This is a genomic window from Ensifer sp. 1H6, assembly GCF_001976035.1.
In the GTDB taxonomy this organism is placed as follows: Bacteria; Pseudomonadota; Alphaproteobacteria; order Rhizobiales; family Rhizobiaceae; genus Ensifer; species Ensifer canadensis.
In genome coordinates this window covers 59561-76245 of the sequence record NZ_MOAI01000023.1, presented here as the reverse complement: position 1 = coordinate 76245, position 16685 = coordinate 59561, and the positions used below count along the sequence as shown (strand labels likewise).

General features: G+C 61.6%; 15 protein-coding genes and 1 pseudogene. 4 read left to right on the top strand and 12 right to left on the bottom strand.

What is annotated here, in order from left to right; genetic code table 11:
- The first annotated feature begins 163 nt into the window (after positions 1–163).
- Entirely contained in the window at positions 164–625 is a 462-nt protein-coding gene (locus tag BKP54_RS24145; RefSeq protein WP_025428262.1) for an Lrp/AsnC family transcriptional regulator, read from the top strand.
- 162 nt (positions 626–787) lie between these two features.
- On the opposite strand, the gene BKP54_RS24140 is transcribed toward BKP54_RS24145, so the two are convergent.
- The 7 genes and pseudogenes from BKP54_RS24140 to BKP54_RS24105 form a co-directional block, all read right to left on the bottom strand.
- Positions 788–1045, bottom strand: coding sequence for a hypothetical protein (locus BKP54_RS24140; RefSeq protein ID WP_128090487.1), 258 nt, complete (start codon positions 1043–1045; stop codon positions 788–790).
- A 929-nt stretch (positions 1046–1974) separates the two neighbouring features.
- On the bottom strand, positions 1975–3021 hold the full coding sequence (locus tag BKP54_RS24135) for an IS110 family transposase (protein ID WP_084815039.1): 1047 nt from the start codon (positions 3019–3021) through the stop codon (positions 1975–1977).
- A 263-nt stretch (positions 3022–3284) separates the two neighbouring features.
- Entirely contained in the window at positions 3285–4316 is a 1032-nt protein-coding gene (locus BKP54_RS24130) for a GH25 family lysozyme (RefSeq protein WP_057214642.1), read from the bottom strand.
- A gap of 282 nt (positions 4317–4598) precedes the next feature.
- Positions 4599–5954, bottom strand: coding sequence for a HAMP domain-containing sensor histidine kinase (locus BKP54_RS24120; RefSeq protein ID WP_057225059.1), 1356 nt, complete (start codon positions 5952–5954; stop codon positions 4599–4601).
- Complete coding sequence (locus BKP54_RS24115) at positions 5951–6625, bottom strand: response regulator transcription factor (RefSeq protein WP_057225058.1); 675 nt, start codon at positions 6623–6625, stop codon at positions 5951–5953. The genes BKP54_RS24120 and BKP54_RS24115 overlap by 4 nt, the downstream gene beginning before the upstream one ends.
- 119 nt (positions 6626–6744) lie before the next feature.
- The gene (locus BKP54_RS24110) at positions 6745–7221 is read right to left on the bottom strand and encodes an Rrf2 family transcriptional regulator (protein WP_025428268.1); all 477 of its coding nucleotides are present in this window, start codon (positions 7219–7221) and stop codon (positions 6745–6747) included.
- 106 nt (positions 7222–7327) lie between these two features.
- Positions 7328–8214: pseudogene (locus tag BKP54_RS24105) on the bottom strand (NAD(P)/FAD-dependent oxidoreductase).
- Between the two features lie 351 nt (positions 8215–8565).
- On the opposite strand from BKP54_RS24105, the gene BKP54_RS24100 reads away from it, so the two are divergent.
- From BKP54_RS24100 to BKP54_RS24090, 3 genes are all read left to right on the top strand, one after another.
- Positions 8566–9153, top strand: a complete 588-nt coding sequence (locus tag BKP54_RS24100; protein ID WP_084815038.1) for a YqaA family protein — start codon at positions 8566–8568, stop codon at positions 9151–9153.
- Between the two features lie 224 nt (positions 9154–9377).
- Positions 9378–10649 (top strand): glycosyltransferase, encoded by a 1272-nt coding sequence (locus BKP54_RS24095; protein ID WP_063991849.1) that lies wholly within the window; start codon positions 9378–9380, stop codon positions 10647–10649.
- A 12-nt stretch (positions 10650–10661) separates the two neighbouring features.
- The gene (locus BKP54_RS24090; protein ID WP_057207374.1) at positions 10662–11660 is read left to right on the top strand and encodes an NAD-dependent epimerase/dehydratase family protein; all 999 of its coding nucleotides are present in this window, start codon (positions 10662–10664) and stop codon (positions 11658–11660) included.
- Here BKP54_RS24090 and hpaI read toward each other — a convergent pair.
- The 5 genes from hpaI to hpaD form a co-directional block, all read right to left on the bottom strand.
- The gene (gene hpaI, locus BKP54_RS24085) at positions 11654–12451 is read right to left on the bottom strand and encodes a 4-hydroxy-2-oxoheptanedioate aldolase (RefSeq protein WP_084815037.1); all 798 of its coding nucleotides are present in this window, start codon (positions 12449–12451) and stop codon (positions 11654–11656) included. The genes BKP54_RS24090 and hpaI overlap by 7 nt on opposite strands.
- A gap of 9 nt (positions 12452–12460) precedes the next feature.
- Positions 12461–13264 (bottom strand): 2-oxo-hept-4-ene-1,7-dioate hydratase, encoded by an 804-nt coding sequence (hpaH, locus tag BKP54_RS24080; RefSeq protein ID WP_057214618.1) that lies wholly within the window; start codon positions 13262–13264, stop codon positions 12461–12463.
- 3 nt (positions 13265–13267) lie between these two features.
- Positions 13268–14137 (bottom strand): fumarylacetoacetate hydrolase family protein, encoded by an 870-nt coding sequence (locus BKP54_RS24075; protein ID WP_084815036.1) that lies wholly within the window; start codon positions 14135–14137, stop codon positions 13268–13270.
- Between the two features lie 58 nt (positions 14138–14195).
- On the bottom strand, positions 14196–15608 hold the full coding sequence (locus tag BKP54_RS24070; protein ID WP_084815035.1) for a pyridoxal-dependent decarboxylase: 1413 nt from the start codon (positions 15606–15608) through the stop codon (positions 14196–14198).
- A gap of 67 nt (positions 15609–15675) precedes the next feature.
- On the bottom strand, positions 15676–16656 hold the full coding sequence (hpaD, locus tag BKP54_RS24065; protein WP_084815034.1) for a 3,4-dihydroxyphenylacetate 2,3-dioxygenase: 981 nt from the start codon (positions 16654–16656) through the stop codon (positions 15676–15678).
- Between the last annotated feature and the right edge of the window lie 29 nt (positions 16657–16685).

Genomic DNA, 16685 nt, shown 5'->3' with positions numbered 1-16685 from the left:
GCTGAGGTACGCGCAAAATGCTCGCTGTTACCAGCCCCCAAACCCGGCAGAAGTTGCGCTCGAACATAGTGAAATAATCGAGCACGATCATGCGAAGTAGCGCTTGAATATTCGAGTATTCGCTGATCTTAAGAATTATCGGCGGGAAAATGAAAGAATCTGCATGTCCGGTTTGGATGCGATCGATCGCAACATCATTCGTCTGCTGCGTCTCAATGCGCGCATGAGCAACACAAAGCTCGCCGCCGAGGTGGGGCTGTCACCTTCGGCCTGCTTGAGGCGCATCAATCTGCTGGAGCAGGGCGGCGTGATCCGCGGTTATACGGCGCTGGTCGGAAACGCCGATGGCGACAACGCCATTGCGGTGATCATCAACATCACGCTCGAACGCCAGACGGAGGAGCACCTCAATCGCTTCGAGGCGGCGGTGCGGAAACACCCGGAAATCCAGGAATGTTACCTCATGACCGGCGGGTCCGATTATCTGTTGCGGGTGGAGGTCGAAAATGCCGGCGACTTCGAGCGCATCCACAAGGAAATCCTTGCGAAGCTCCCGGGCGTGTTGCGCATTCATTCCAGCTTTTCGATCCGCAACGTGCTTGTGTCACGCGCGAGACGGCGCTAGCTCATTCGCGCAGCGAGAGCCGTAGCGCGCGGCTTCTACCCTATGGAGCGGTTCCAGCGGACGATGGCCGATACCAAGCATGTTTCCTCAACCAACCCGTTCACTGGCATTGTCCAAGCGGAGGCCATTGCGACGGCCTCCGCACAGACTTCCGAACGCGGATCAGTGAAGCGCGCGCTGCTCGGGTGGTGTGGATTGCAGCCACGGCGGGAACGCCCGGCTCGAAACCAGACGCGCGATCAGGCGCCCGCTCGGGGATAGGACGTCGACGATCGCGCCCCGATATTCGTATTCCTCGGCGAGTTCGTCGACGATGAGTTGTCCGTAAGCGACCGCACGGCCGTCATTGGGGTGCTGTTTGCCGGCCTGATCGCGGCTCGTCACGCCGGCCGCATGGATATGGTACATGTAGCGGGGCATAGTCCGCCGATCCTTTCCGATTTGCATGGGCTTTCAATGCTTCTCGCATCCACAACCGATGGCGGAGGGATGTCCGAGACACGCGATGACGGGATTTTATAACACGGTTTGTGGGACCGTTCCCGTGACATGGGCGTGACGCTTGCAGGCGCTGTCGCTAATATTCAACTAACCATTTGGAATATTATCGTTTTTTGCCGACTTGGTGGGCGCGCCCACGCGAAGGGGTAACCGTGCGCCGGCATTTCTATGGTCTCTTCAGTCAAGACCACTGCATGTTTCCCTAAATCCTATTTAGAAACATGCAGCAATTCAAAGTGCTACAGTGACCTTTGCACGTCTCATAAGACGCGCGGCGCTGTAGAACCTGCATGGTGCCCTCGGAGTGCCTGACCGGCGCTCCGCGCATGGCTGGTCTGCGAAGTCAGATCTACGAAATCGCGTGCATTCTTGTATAGTCAACTCATCGAAGCGATGCATCTCCTCCCGCAGGACTTCGAGTGTGCAAGCGCTTTCTCCTCCTCCCAACGAGCGCTTGCCGGAATGGCGACACTCCTCCTCCCGGTTGCCATTCAATCCCTTTGAAAGCCTGCCGCACCTCCTCCCGCGGCAGGCTTTTTCTTTTGGGGAGCTGCCTTTATGCATATGTGGACGGCTCCCGCTTGCAAGTCATTTCTGCAGATATTTTCGATCGGATCGCTTGCTTCCATATGTGCGGCCTTTGAATGCGGTCGCACATGACCACTGGCCAAGATGGTTTCCGCGACGCGAGTTCCCAACAAGGCAACGACCTTAAATGGCCACTGGATATAACGGAGTTTCACGCGTCTTGGATCGATCGATCGCACCATCTGCTTTTCTCTTGCAAGTTCACAGCATCAGCTCAGCACGGTAGCGTTCATTGTGTGCTCACCGTGATGGCCAATCTGTCATGCCGCCAGCCCCGCAGCCTGCGGGACATCTTGTGATCTTCGGCACGCTTCGCCGCTGACCATAAGCTTCCAGGCGACACGGGCGATCTTGTTCGCCAGCGCCACCGCAACCAGCTTCGGCTTCTTGCGTTGGAGGAGTTCAAGGAGCCATCGGGAGGCGTGTTTACTTCGACCTATCCGAACCTGCTGAAGAAGGGCGGTGGCACCAACCACCAGGACGCTTCGTAGCATCTCGTCGCCAGCGCGGGTGATCACACCAAGCCTGACTTTGCCGGCGGTCGAATGATCTCTGGGCGTCAGACCGATCCAGGCGGCAAAATCACGCCCCGATTTAAACATCGTCGGATCCGGGGTCTTCATCATCAGAAGCGATGCGCCAATCGGTCCAACACCGGGGATTTCCGCCAAGCGTTTGCTGCATTCATCAGCACGATGCAAGGTCATCAGCTTCTCATCGACGGTTTTGATCTCGGCAAGAAGATCACGATGTTCCTCACCTTGCATGGCGAAGAGCTCACGTGCCAATTCCGGCAGAGCCTCGTCACTGGCGATGCGCTGCAACAGCGGTTCGATCCGGCACATACCCTTGGCCGCGACGATGCCGAACTCCATGGCAAAACCGCGGATAGCATTGGAAAGTTGGGTGCGATTGCGGATCAACCTTTCCCTCACTCCGACCAGCATCAAGGCTGCCTGCTGATCGGCGGTCTTTACCGGCACGAAGCGCATGGTCGGGCGGCTCATCGCCTCGCACAATGCTTCTGCATCTGCCGCATCGTTCTTGCCACGTTTGACGTAGGGCTTTGCCAGTTGCGGCGCGATCAGCTTCACCTCGTGACCGAACGAGCTTAACAATCTCGCCCAGTGATGCGAACCGCCGCAGGCCTCAAGCGCAATAGTGGTCGTCGGCGTCTTCGCGAAGAACTTCACCATTTCCCTGCGTGAGAGCTTCTTGCGAAGCACCGGCTGCTCGCTCGCATTCACACCATGCAATTGGAAAACGCTCTTTGACGTATCCATACCAATTCGGATAATCTGTTCCACGGACGGTCTCCCTCGATTGAGATTTCAACGAACTCATTCTGGCACATTCGATGCCGTTGGGAGCCGTCCACTCCAACAAGGCAGGTTGTAATCACTCAGGATTTGAAACTGGGCCCGGAGCGCGCGGCTGCTCCCGCGCGCAATGCGGCGGCCCAAGTGCATAGGGACGGCACCACAGCAGGCTTCGGCTCAGGGGCAACGCAGCTGTGAAACAGAGATCAGGCCAGCCAGGCACACGTCAGGCGCCTGGTCTGTCGCAAAACCTAGCTTGCCCGCCTGGCGAGCCAGTTCTGCCATTCGTTCTCGTTGCCGTGGAACACATTAAGGTCGATCTTGCCTTCGACGCCGTGCGACAGGCCCGAGCCCGAATACTGCCAGAAGATCCACTTGCGGCCTGGATATCTCTTGGAGGGATGAGCTGCCACCGAGCGCAGCCAGAACGGGTAGTCGAGCAGTTCGCCGGTCAGGTTGTCCTGATAGAAATCCGGGGCGGTGTAGATGATCGGTCGCTGGCCGTAATGCGCCTCGAGCTTGTCCATGAAGACTTGCATCTTTTCAAGCACACGGGCGCGCGACAGGCGTCGCTTGCAGCTGGACTCACCGTTGTATTCGACGTCGATGACAGGCGGCAGAGCGCCGGCTTCTCTTGGAACATTGCGGATGAACCAGTCGGCCTGCTCGCCGGCCGTGCGGCACCAATAGAAGAAGTGGTAGGCGCCGCGCTTCAGCCCGGCTTCTTTTGCCTTGCGCCAGTTCTTCTTGAACATCGGATCGAGGTGGTCGCCGCCATCGGTCGCCTTGATATAGGCGAAGTTGGCACCCTGCGCGCGCAGCTTGGGCCAGTCGATCTCGCCCTGCCAGCGCGACACGTCGACACCATGAACGGCCATCTTGCGCGGGGATGCGCGGCCGAAATTAATCGGCTTGGCATCGCGGAAGCGATGGCTGTAGATCTGCGTGCGTGTCCCCGGTGTCGTCAGGACCGCGGGTGTTGCCGGGGCGATCACGGCAACGGGCCGCTCCAGCGGCATGGGCGTTGCCGCCGTCTTAGCCTGCGGTCGGAAGGCTTCCGGTTCCGGAACTGCTCCGGCCCAGGCCAGCACCTCCTGCGGCGGGGCGGCTTGAGCCGCTGCGACGCCGACATTGGCCGAAGGCACGGGAGACGTCGGCACGACCGAACTCGTCGTTTCGCGCGAGGGCTGCTGCGGCACGATCGTGTCCAGCGTCGAACTGGACGTGCAGCCCGCCAAAACCAGACAGGCAAGGAACATTGCTGGCACAGCTGAAAAACGCATGAGCACCCGTACGCAAAACATTGTCGACGGCGAACAACAGTACCGCCGGGACCCCATTGATGTGAAATTGCTAACGGAAACTTACCGGAAAAGATTAAATACAATCTTTACGATCGACCCCCTTTCCGAAAAGTCGAAGCGGCGAGCATGGCGCAGAGAGAACACGCTTCTTTACAGCGCCGCGCGTCTTATCAGACGCGCAAAGGTCGCTGTAGCACTTTAAATTGCTGCATGTTTTTATCCTTGAATCGGATACGATTTAAGGAAACATGCAGTAGCGCGTCATGCCGGCGGCAGGTCGATCCTGAAACATGCGCCGCCCGATGTCGCGTCGACGATCGCGACATGGCCACCGTGGAGGTGCACGATCTCCCTGACCAAGCTCAAGCCCAGCCCGGCGCCCTTGCCGCCGGGATGAAGCCGGCTGAACGGCTCGAAAATTCGTTCGCGCTCTGCAAGTGGGACGCCGTCACCTTCGTCGCAGATTTCGACGCGCGCCGGCGCCATGACGCGAAAAGTGATCTTGCCGCGACGACCGCCATGCTCGATGGCATTCTGCACGAGATTGGTCAAAGCCCGTTCGAGCGACGAATGATCGCCAAGGACGATCATCGGCTCGTCTGCCGGATCGAAGGACATTTCGTATCCGGCGGCAAAGGCAAGTGGCGCCAGATCGACAATGACGCGTTCGGCGAGTGCCCTGAGGTCGAGCGGGCAAAACGGGGTCGTTCGTTTGCCGAGGCGCTGCAGGTCGAGCAGCTGGCCGGCGAGTGTCGCCAGGCGATTGGTGTCCTCGATCAGCCGCGCCTTGCCGTCGCTCGGCGGCAACGTTGCTACCCGCGTGTTGAGGATTGCAATGGGGGTGCGCAACTCGTGAGCCGCCTGGGCGAGAAAGCGCTTGTGGCGGGCATATCCCTCGTCGAGGCGTTTAAGGGCATTGTTGAAAGCTTCGACCAGCGGCAGGAATTCGGCCGGAACGCCCTTGATCGGCATCTGCACGCCCTGCTGGTCAAACTCGATATGGGCTGCATGGGCTGCTGCATGCGAGAGACCGGCCAGCATCCGGCGAACGACGATCGGCGTGACGATGATGGTGGCGAGTGCCAGCAACAGCAGCATAGGCACGAAAATGGTCAGGAACGCGCCAGAGGTGCCGAGCAGCAGCCGGCGAAGCGTGAGTTGCCCCTCCGTGCCGGTGAAGATCTGGATATTCCCCGCGGGCGAATCGACCCATTTGACGACGGCTTCCGGCCGCGAATCCTTGTCGGGCGAGAGCCTGAAGCGTCCGTCGTTCATCCGGTCGAGACCGGCCGTGGCAAAGGCGAATGCCAGAGGCACCGCGCCTTCGGAAAGCCTGTGTCCGGCGCGGTCGCGAGCGATGAACCAGATCTCGCCTACTTCGCGCCGCAGCCGCGCCAGCTCTGGGGTTTCCTGGACCACGAGGTTGTTCTGCCCATCGCGCACGATCGCGTCCGTGAGCACATCGATATTGCCGTTCTCGTAGCCGTCGATAAGATAGCCAGTCGCCCAGAGCAGACCGACCGCGATGGCGATTACAAGGCTGATGGCGGCTGTTTCGAAGAGCACCAGCCAGCGGACGAGCCGCCATTTGAAGGAGTGCGGCGTGCCGGTGATCATTGCGCTTCCCGCAGGAGGTAGCCGACGCCGCGAATGCCATTGATCGTGACGCCTGCATTGGCGTCGAGAAGCTTTCTCCGCACACGCGATATGTGGGTATCGAGGGCGTTCGACTGGATTTCGTCGTCAAGGCCGAACACGGCTTCCATGAGGGCCGCACGCAGCACCATCCGCCCCATGCGCCGCGTCAGGGTTTCGAGAACCAGCAGTTCACGGCGTGGCATTTTCAGGGGCACGCCATCGACTTTGGCTTCAAGATGGGCGAGGTCGAACGACAGGCGGCCGACCGCCACGACGTCGGATTGTACGGCGACAGGGCGCCGCGCCAGCGCCCGCAGGCGCGCCAGAAGCTCCTCGAATGCGAAGGGCTTGCCGATATAATCGTCGGCGCCGCCATCAAGTCCGGCGACACGATCCGCAAGTTCGCCCAGCGCCGTCAGCACAAGCACCGGCACGCTGTTGCCCCGCAATCTGATCGCCGGGATGAGCGAAAGCCCGTCTCCATCCGGCAGCCGCCGATCGAGCACGACGACGTCATAGACCGCATCGCTGAGAACGAGGGTCGCCTCCGCCAGGTCACGCGCATGATCGACGACCATGCGGTGTTGGCTAAGCGCTGTCTTCAGCGCCCCCGCAAGTTCTGCCTCGTCCTCGACCAATAGCACCCGCATGAAACCGCTTCACTCCGCACGACGCTCCGACGCGCGGCGATCCTCGCGCACGTTCATTGAGGGAACCTGTCATCAGCCGGAAAAACAAACGATGTCCGGTTCAATCAGTGACGAGGTCTTCAACTCGGCTCTGTCGGATGACCTTTGCACGAGGACAATCGGTTGCCCGTGACAGCGCCATAGCGCCGCTCGAAATCGGCGGCGATATCGGAGATGGCGATCTCGCCCAATCGCGCGAGCAGCAGGGTCTCTGCCTCATCGAGTGTTCGCTCCAGCGCCGAATTGACAGCCTGTTCGACCAGGCATTGCGGTTCGTCGGTTGCGACACCCATGGCGAAGAAGCCGGGACTGCCGATGGTTCGATAGACGTCGAGGAGGGTGATCTCGGAAAGCGGCCGCGACAACGTCCAACCGCCGCCATGGCCCTTCTCGGACGACACGTAACCGGCATCGCGAAGGCCGGCCATCGTCCGGCGCACGACGACGGAGTTCGTGCCGAGCATCCGGGCAATGGTTTCGGATGTCATCGGCGCTGCGTGCTTTTCCATGTGCAGCAACACATGCAGCAGCCGTGAAAGCCGTCCGTCCTGGCGCATTGGCAATCTTCCCTGTTTCGCATCTGATAGCATGGATAGTGCCGCCTAGGGGAGGCCGCCGTTTCATTGTCCAGCGGCGTGACGCCCGGACCCGCTGCAGTCGCTGTCAGTCGAACATCAGCGAGCGGTGGGTTGCAGCTCCGGCCATGGCACCGTCTCCAACGGCGAGCGCGACCGACCCCGTCGGCCTTGCCGCATCTCCGCAGGCAAAGACGCCCGGAACCGTCGTTGCCTTCATCGCATCGGTTCGGATGTAGCGTCCGAGCGGGCCGTCGTCCAAGGTGCAGCCGAGCTGTTCGGAAAATGGCGCCGAGACCACCGTCCTGGTGGTGGTGAATATGCCGTCCATCGGCAACACCCGCCCGTCCTTCATGACGACATCGACCCGTTCACCCTCGATCCTGTCGATAAGCCCGTGCTCCAGCGTGACATTGCGCCATGCAAGCTGCTGTAGCTGGTCCGCGTCGGGCTCGAATGCACCGTTGAGAAAGAAGGTGGTCGGACCCCAGTCCGGCAGCATCAGCGCCTGATGCATCGAAAGGGGCGACGTCGCGAGCACGCCGATCCTACCCTGGTCGAGTTCGTAGCCATGGCAATAGGGGCAATGGAAGACGCTCCTGCCCCAGCGTTCGGCAAGCCCGTCAAGATCCGGCAGGACGTCGGTGACGCCGGTGGCGAGGACAAGCCGTTTGCCAGTGACATCGGGGCCCTGCTGCAGGGCGACCTTGAAGCCATCCTGCACACGTTCGGCACTTATGGCGCAGTCTGCAGCCATTCGACCGACCGGTATTCCATCAATTGCGAGCGGGCTTCGGCGGCGATTTCAGCCGGCGCGCTGCCATCCTGGGTCAGGAAACCGTGCGATGTCGCGGCGAAACGGTTCCGCCGCATTCCGGTGTCGATAACCAGCACGCTCCTGCGGGCGCGGGCGAGTTGAAGGCCGGCGGAAAGGCCGGCGTAGCTGCCGCCAAGGATGATTACGTCATGGGTCATATCGGGCCTCTTCGTCTCAAGATCGTATCTTTATAAGTTACGTGAAGTTGGCTTTCAATATCACGAAACAACAAAAGTTCCATGACTGAGCCTGGCGGCGATGGCTGGCGCCTCAGGATCGGCTCCGGCCGAAAGACGCGAGGCTACGGATAGCTTTGCTGGCGGGGCGGACCAATAGGACCGTCGCTCAAGTTGCTCTGGCGCGATTTCAAGGCAGACAAAAGTCCGCCTGTTTGGTAGTCGACTGGATATTATCGTTGCGTGTTCAGCCTCTGTCCCCGGCATCGGGGATCGGAACGCTTCCCGCCAAGGTCCCGCACGGGACGCCCCCGATGAACGACCGGATTTCCCATGCTTCGCAGTTTGTACAATTGGACGATGGACCTCGCTGGCCGGAAGTCCGCCGCATGGTGGCTGGCGCTGGTAGCCTTTGTCGAAAGCTCCGTCTTCGTCGTTCCGGCAGACGTCCTGTTCCTGCCGATGGTGCTGGCAAAACCGCATAGGGCCTATCGTTATGCCTTCATTGCCACACTGTTCTCGGTGCTCGGCGGCATCGCGGGCTGGTTCCTCGGACACTACGCCTTCGACGCGATCGCCCGTCCAATCCTGCAGTTCTACGGCAAGATCGATGCGTTCGAATCGATGCGCGCTTCGGTCGACATGGAGGCAATCGTGCTTCTGCTGGTGACATCGGGGCTTGCGCACGTGCCGCCGATGAAGGTCGTCACCATCCTCTCTGGTGCCGCCAATGTCAGCCTTGGCATGTTCATCGCGTCGGCGGTGATCACGCGCGGCGCGCGCTTCTTCATTTTGGCGGCGGTTCTTCGCCGGCACGGCGAAGCCGTCCGGCATTTCATCGAGAAGCGCCTGGGGTTGATTGCAGCCGTCGCTGCGGCCGTGCCGATCCTGCTTTACGGCGTCTACGTTCTCGCAAAATAACAACAGCGAAGCTGTGCCGAAAGCCTGCCTGCCGTCGGTGGAGGCAAAGGCTTAACGGCCATTTCGGCCCGACAGTGCGCGCCTTGAGGTATTTGGCAAGGCGTTATTCCGTCCATCCGCGCGCAGCGTCTACCGCAAATTGATATCTTGCAAACCGTCGGCAAGCGGCAGCCAAATGGGGGAGATCCAGGTCGCCCAGTAAAGTCTCCGAGAGGCAAGTGTTCATGCGGCTTATCGTTGTCAACGACGTGTCGGAGGCCCTGGGCGGTGCGACCAAGGTCGCGCTCCAATGCATTGAGGCAGGCGTTGCGGCGGGGCTCGACTGTTCCGTTCTGGTCGGGGATGACGGTGCGGGCATTCGCTTGCGATTCCCGGGCGTACAGGTGGAGGCGCTGGGCGAGCGCCCCTTGCGCGACGGCGTCCGCTTCGCAAACCTGTTCGACAGGAATTTCAACGGCCGCGCCTACCGTGCCTTGCGCCGATTGCTCAAGTCCGGAAGTGACACGGTCGTTCATGTTCACGGTTGGTCACAGATCCTGTCCCCTTCGATTTTTCACGCGCTGGAGCGCAGTGACGCCAAGGTCATCGTTACCGCGCATGATTTCTTTCTGAGCTGTCCGAACGGCGCGTATGCTCATTTCGGGAAGGGCGATATCTGCGAGGAGAAACCGCTGACTGCCGGTTGCTTGGCCAGCGCCTGCGACAAGCGCAACTACCTTCACAAGCTGTGGCGTTTCGGCCGTTCGATGACCCAGAGCGCCGCGGGTGAGGTCTTCTGGGGCCGCGTCGGTGTCATTCTCGCGCATGAAGCCATGGAACCTTACCTGAGCACGGGCTCGCTTCGAAACTTCCTGACGTTGCGCACGCCGTCGACGCCGCTCACGCGGTTTCCCGTTGAAGCCTGGAAGAACGAACGCGCCATGTTTCTTGGCCGCATGACGGTAGAAAAGGGCGTCCGTACGCTGGCCGAGGCGCTCAACGTGACGGGCAAGGCGGCGACCTTGATTGGACAAGGGCCGTTGCTCCAGGAAATACAACACACACTTCCTCACTGTCATGTTCCGGGATGGCTTGATGACGGCGAGGTTACCGCCGTCGCGGCCAAGGCACGCTATTTTTTCATGCCGTCGCGGATGCCCGAACCCTACGGTCTCGTCGCCGCCGAGGCGCTGATGTCGGGCATACCGGTGATCGCCAGCAGCAATGCGCTCATTGCCAGAGAAATCGAAGAGAACCAGGCGGGGCTGGTTTTTCAGAGCGGCAATGCCCGATCCCTCGCCGAGAAGATGGTGCTGATGGAAAACGACGATCTCGTTCGGCGTTTGAGCGAGGGTGCATTCGCCTATGGCAAGAGGATCGCGCCTTCGCGCGATGAATGGCACCAGCGGATGGTCGATATCTATGCCGGACGGATCAAATTTTCGATCCGTGATGTGATGACAGGGGCGGTGGGGCGACCTGGACATCCAGAGTTTGGGATGGCCAGCCGGATCTGAAAGGGAGAGAGGATGGCGCGTGCATTGGTGACCGGCGGAGCCGGATTTGTGGGACGCCATCTCTGCGGCAAGCTGATGTCGGAAGGTGTCGAGGTCGTTTGCGTCGATAAGCTCGCGCGCGGAACCGGGGCAATGCGTCCTGAGGATTGGCCGAACCCGCCGAGGGGCGGCTTCTCCCTCATCGAGGAGGATTGCCGCCGCTACTTCGATCGCTCCGACGACCGTTTCGACATGGTGTTTCATCTCGCCGCGATGGTCGGCGGTCGTGTCATGCTGGAGACCCAGACGCTTCTGGTTGCTGAGGATCTCGCGGTGGACACCGATATGTGGCGCTGGGCCGCGCGCACGCGTCCGGGATCCGTCATCTATTTCAGCTCGAGTGCCGCTTATCCCGTGAGCCTCCAGCGCCCGGAAGGGTACCGCAAGCTGAGCGAAGACATGATCGACTTCGAGCACACGATCGGCGTCCCGGATCTGAGTTACGGCTGGGCGAAGCTCAGCGGCGAATACCTCATGAAGCTTTATGTCGAGAATTATGGCGGGCGGGCGGTCGCCTACCGGCCGTTCAGCGGCTACGGCGAGGATCAGGACCTGAGCTATCCATTCCCGGCGATCTGCAGACGGCTCCTCGATGAGCGCGGCACGGAAGAGGTTTTCGTCTGGGGCTCGGGCCGGCAATGTCGCGACTTCATCCATATCTCGGATTGCGTCGATTTCGTCTGGCGAACCTTTACCCGGTTGCAGAACGGCGCATCTCTCAACATCTCCACCGGCATCGCCACCTCCTTCATTGAACTCGCCCAACTGGTCAGCCGGTGCATCGGCTGGGAGCCGAGAGTAAGCGGCCGGTCAGACAAGCCCGAGGGCGTGTTCTTCCGTTGTGGCGATACGGCGCTGCAGGCGTCCTATGGCCTTGCGCCGCGCATCGATCTTCAGGCCGGCGTGGCGCGGGCGCTCGACCAAATGCAATCGAAGCGACCCTATGCACTCGGTGGCGTTGCCTCTCAATAGCCGGATGCGGGCGGCGCAACCGGCTGTTCGGCAAAGTTCGCACGCAGGCGGCTGGTCGCTCCCACGAGCAGGCTAACATCGTTCCCAACAGCGACGAAGAGCGCGCCCAGTTCGAGGTAGCGCTTGGCGAGTGCGGTGTCCGAGGTCAGGATGCCGGCAGCCTTGCCGTGCGACTGTATGCGCGCGAGTGCAGCCTCGACCGCCTCCTGCACCTCGGGTGCCCCGGGCCGGCCAAGGAAGCCCATGTCGGCCGCCAGATCCGCCGGACCGATGAAGACGCCATCGACCCCTTCGGTCGACGCAATATCGTCCAGTGCCGCCAGTCCCGCACGGCTTTCCACCTGCAACAGCAGGCAGATCTCGGCATTGGCGGTCGGGAGATAATCATCAATGCGGTTGAAGGCCGACGCGCGGGCAAGCGCTGCGCCGACGCCGCGCATGCCGTGGGGCGGATACCGCACGGCACGGACCAGCGCGCGGGCCTGTTCGCCGGTCTCGACCATAGGCACCAGCAGCGTCTGCGCGCCGAGATCGAGAAGCTGCTTGATCAGCCACGCCTCGCCGATCGGCGGGCGGATGATCGGATGGCTCGTCGAACTGGAGAGCGCCTGGAGCTGCGCCATCATCAGCGGCACGTCGTTCGGGGCATGTTCGCCGTCGATCAGCAGCCAGTCGAAACCGGCACCGCCGCAGATCTCGGCGGTGTAGGGATTGGCGAGGGCCAGCCAAAGGCCGATCTGCGGCCGGCCCTCGGAAAGGGCAAGCTTGAACATATTGCGTGGAGCAGGCATGGGCGCACCCTATTCGAAGAAGCAGCTGACGGTTCCCTGCGGCCCGAAATCGGCGACGATGGTGTCGCCGTGCCGGGCCTCGACGGGGCGGATGAACGAGCCGGCAAGCACAATCTGGCCGGCGTCGATGCGGTCGCCATAGCTGGCAAGCCGGTTGGCAAGCCAAGCGATGCCGCGGGCCGGATGGTTGAGGACGCCTGCACCAAGCCCGGTTTCTTCAACCGCGGCATTGCGCGAGACGATGGCGCCCATCCAGCGCATGTCGACATCCTGCGGGCGCATGGCGCGGCCGCCGATGACGATGCCGGCATTGGCGGCATTGTCGGAAATGGTGTCGACGATGGTTCGGGCCTTCTTCGTTTCCGGATCGACACGCAGGATGCGTGTGTCGAGAATCTCGAGCGCTGGAGTGACGTAGTCGGTAGCATTGAGGACGTCGAAGACGCTGACATTGGGGCCGGCGAGCGGCGCCTTCATGACGAAAGCGATCTCGGCCTCGATGCGCGGCTGGATGAAACGATCCCTGGGGATCGTGGCGCCGTCCTCGAACATCATGTCGTCGAACAACACGCCGGAATCGGGAATATCGATGTTCAGCGCATATTGCATCGCCTTCGACGTCAGCCCGATCTTCCAGCCGATGACCCTGCGTCCGCGGGCGATCTTCTGCTTCACCCAGGCCGATTGCACGGCGTAGGCGTCGTCCATGGTCATGTCGGGATGCTTCAGGGAGAGAAGGCCGGTCTGGATACGGCTCGCCTCCGCCGCATCGAGCGTCCTTGCGGCATCGGCGATTTCGCTGGCGTTCAACACGGCTCACACCTCGTCGGCGATGGGGTTGCGAAGCAGGCCGATGCCATCGGCCTCGACCTCGACGACATCGCCGGGTTTCAGCCAGATCGGCGGGTCGAAGCGGGCGCCGGCACCGGTCGGCGTTCCCGTGACGATCACGTCGCCGGGCACCAGCGTGGTGAAGGTCGAGACGTAGTTGATGATCTTGCGGAAGGAGAAGATCATCCGGCTGGTTCGGTCCTGCTGGCGGACCCAACCATTGACGCGGGTTTCGAGCTTGATGTCTGCGATCTGCGCCTCGTTGGTGAAGGGAACCAGCCATGGCCCGATCGAACCCGTGCGGTCGAAGTTCTTGCCTTGCGTGACGTTGAACTTGGCGTGGCGCACCCAGTCGCGGATCGTGCCTTCGTTGCAGAGCGACAACGCAGCTATATGGTCGAGCGCCGAGCCTTCGGGGATGCGCCGGCCGCCCTTGCCGATGACGATGACGATCTCGCCCTCGTAGTCGAGCTGCGGGCTTTCAGGCGGGCGGATCAGCGGCTGTCCGTGCCCGGTAAAGGAGCGCGGAAAACGGATGAACAACGACGGGTTGGGAGGTGCTGCCTGCCCATCCCGGTACTCTTCGTTGCGATCGGGGAAATTGACTCCGACGCAGATGATCTTTTCCGGCGCGGGGATCGGGATTTCGAAGCGGATATCGGCGAGCGACACGTCGGGGGCGAGGGTGGCGGCTTCGTCCGCAAGCCTTGTCAGGGCGCCGTCGGCAATGACCTCGCGCAGCGTCGGCCATTTCGAGCAATAACGCCGGGACAGATCGATGATGCCGTGGTCGCTGACAAGGCCGTATCCCTGACCGTCGCTCGTGTAAAAACTGGCGAATTTCGCAAGCGTCATTTCAATCCTCCGGCCTGGTCGGGCGATGCCGACGGGCAGACATGTTTGATCCCGCAGATCACCGGTTAGCCATGCCCGCAGCGACCTCGGTGATGACATCGAAGGCGACATCGGCGTCCGCCTCGGTCATGTCGAACTGGCCTGCCTGGAAGCGGATGGCGACGCGGCCGTCGACCCGCGTCTGGGTCAGGTAAATGCGGCCATCGTCGTTGATGGCATTGACCAGCGCGATGTTGTGGGCGTCGCTGTCGGCGCCACCGCGATGGCGGAACGAGAACAGCGAGAAGCGCGGCGCGGTGACGATTTCGAAGTTTTCGTTCGCGCCGAGGCGCGCGGCCAGGCGATTTGCCCAGGCGACGTGGTTGCGGATCATCGTCTTCAGACCATCCAGCCCGTGGAAGCGCAGCAGGAACCACAGCTTCAGGGCGCGGAAGCGCCTTCCGAGCGGGATCGTCCATTCAGAATAGTTGATGATGCCGTCGCGGCCATGGGTCTTCAGATATTCCGGTTGGATCGCCAGCGTGCGGACGAGATCATCGGGATTGCGGATGAAATGGGCAGAGCAGTCGAACTGGGCGCCGAGCCATTTGTGCGGGTTGAAGACGACAGAATCCGCCTCTTCGACACCGGCCCAGAGCGAGCGGAATTCCTCGCAGATCATTGCCGACCCGGCCCATGCCGCATCGACATGGACATAAAGGCCGTGCTTGTGGGCGACGCGAACGACTTCGGCGATATCGTCGCAGGCGCCGGTGCTGGTGCCGCCGGTACAGGCAATGACGCCGGCCGGCAGGAAACCTGCGTCTTTATCCCTGATAATGGCCGCTTCGAGCGCTTGGCAGTCCATTGCGTGGAGCGGCCCGGCCGCCGGTATGCGCACGAGGTTTTCCTCGCCGATGCCCGACACCCAGATGGCCCGGTCGATCGAGGTGTGGACTTGGTCCGAGGAGTAGATGCGCAAGGGCGCGTGTGCGCTCAGTCCTTGCTTGTTGCCTTTCCAGTTCAAGGCGCGCTCGCGCATGACGAGTACGGCGGAGAGCGTGGCGGAGGACGCCGAGTCCTGGATCACGCCGGAAAAGCCGTCGGGCAGGCCGATCGCCTGGCGCAGCCAGTCGATCACCCTGGTTTCGAGCTCCGTGGCAGCGGGGGAGGTCTGCCACAGCATGCATTGGGCGGCCATCGCCGTCACCAGATATTCGGCGATGACGGAAACCGGGGCGGCGTTGGCAGGGAAATAGGCGAAGAAGCGCGGGTGCTGCCAATGGGTCATGCCCGGCAGGATGATGTTTTCGAAATCCTCGAAGATCGCCGCAATGTCCTCGCCGGTCTGGGGCGGCTTGCTCGGGATCTGGGCTGCGATCGCGCCCGGTGCCGTCTGGGCGCGAACAGGCCTGTCGCGTAGCGACGCCCGATAGGCCGATCCCCATTCCGCCGCTTTCTGCGACCACTCACCGAAAGTCTTCTCGTCCATAACGTTCCTCCCCTTGCGCCATTGGTGCCGGCCCTGTTGTGCCGGCATCCACCTTTCATGCCTCGATTTACGGGGCGATGATAGGTTGCGCCTTCAACGCCGGTTCCACCGTCTCGGCGTCTGCAAATTGGCTGCCCTCTTCGAACCAGGAGCGTGGCGCAGGCGCGCCCCAGAGCGTTTGGCGCTGCGGGTCCTTGAGATCCCATTTGATCGGTTCGAGATCGGGATCAACGGTCTGGTAGTCCGAGCAATAGATCTCGATGCGGTGGTTGTCGGGATCGCGGACATAGAGGAAGAAGGCATTGGAAATGCCATGACGTCCGGGGCCGCGCTCGATATTGGCGAGCCAGCCGGAGGTCGACATCAGGTCGAGCAGGTCGATGATGTTGAGCGGCGTCGGCACCCAGAAGGCGGTATGATGCAGGCGCGGGCCGCGACCATTGGTAAAGGCGATGTCGTGTACGCCGCCCTTGCGGTGGGTCCAGGCCGCCCAGAGCCGGCCGGTCTCCTCGTCGGCCGTATACTCGGTCACCCGGAAACCGATCTCGTTATAGAAGGCGACGGCGTCGTCGACATTGGGCGAGAAGCAGTTGAAATGGTCGATGCGCAGCGGCTTTACGCCGCGATAAAGCGCATATTTCTGATGGATCGGCGGCAGGCGGTCCATCTTCGAATAGAATTCCAAGGGAATGCCCTGCGGATCGCGGGTGCGGAAGGTGCGCGACTGATAGGGCCGCTCGATCCATTCGACCGGCAACCCCTTCTGCTTGAAGAAATGCGCCGCCTTGTCGAGGTCCTCGTCACCAAAGACCTTGAAACCGAGATCGCGGGCTTCGGCAGTCGCTGCCTTCTTCAGCACGATGCAGTGATGGCCGCGTTCTTCCATGGCGCGCAGATAGATCGTGTCGGCCGTCTCGTCGGTCACCTGCAGGCCCAGCACATCGACATAGAAGGCGCGCGATTTGGCGAGATCGGTGACGGCGAGTTCGACATGGCTCAGCCGCACGATGTTGAAAGGCGGGTGAAGGTTCGGCTTCGGTAAGGGCATTCTTGTCTCCTCCAGTTTTGGGCGGCGCG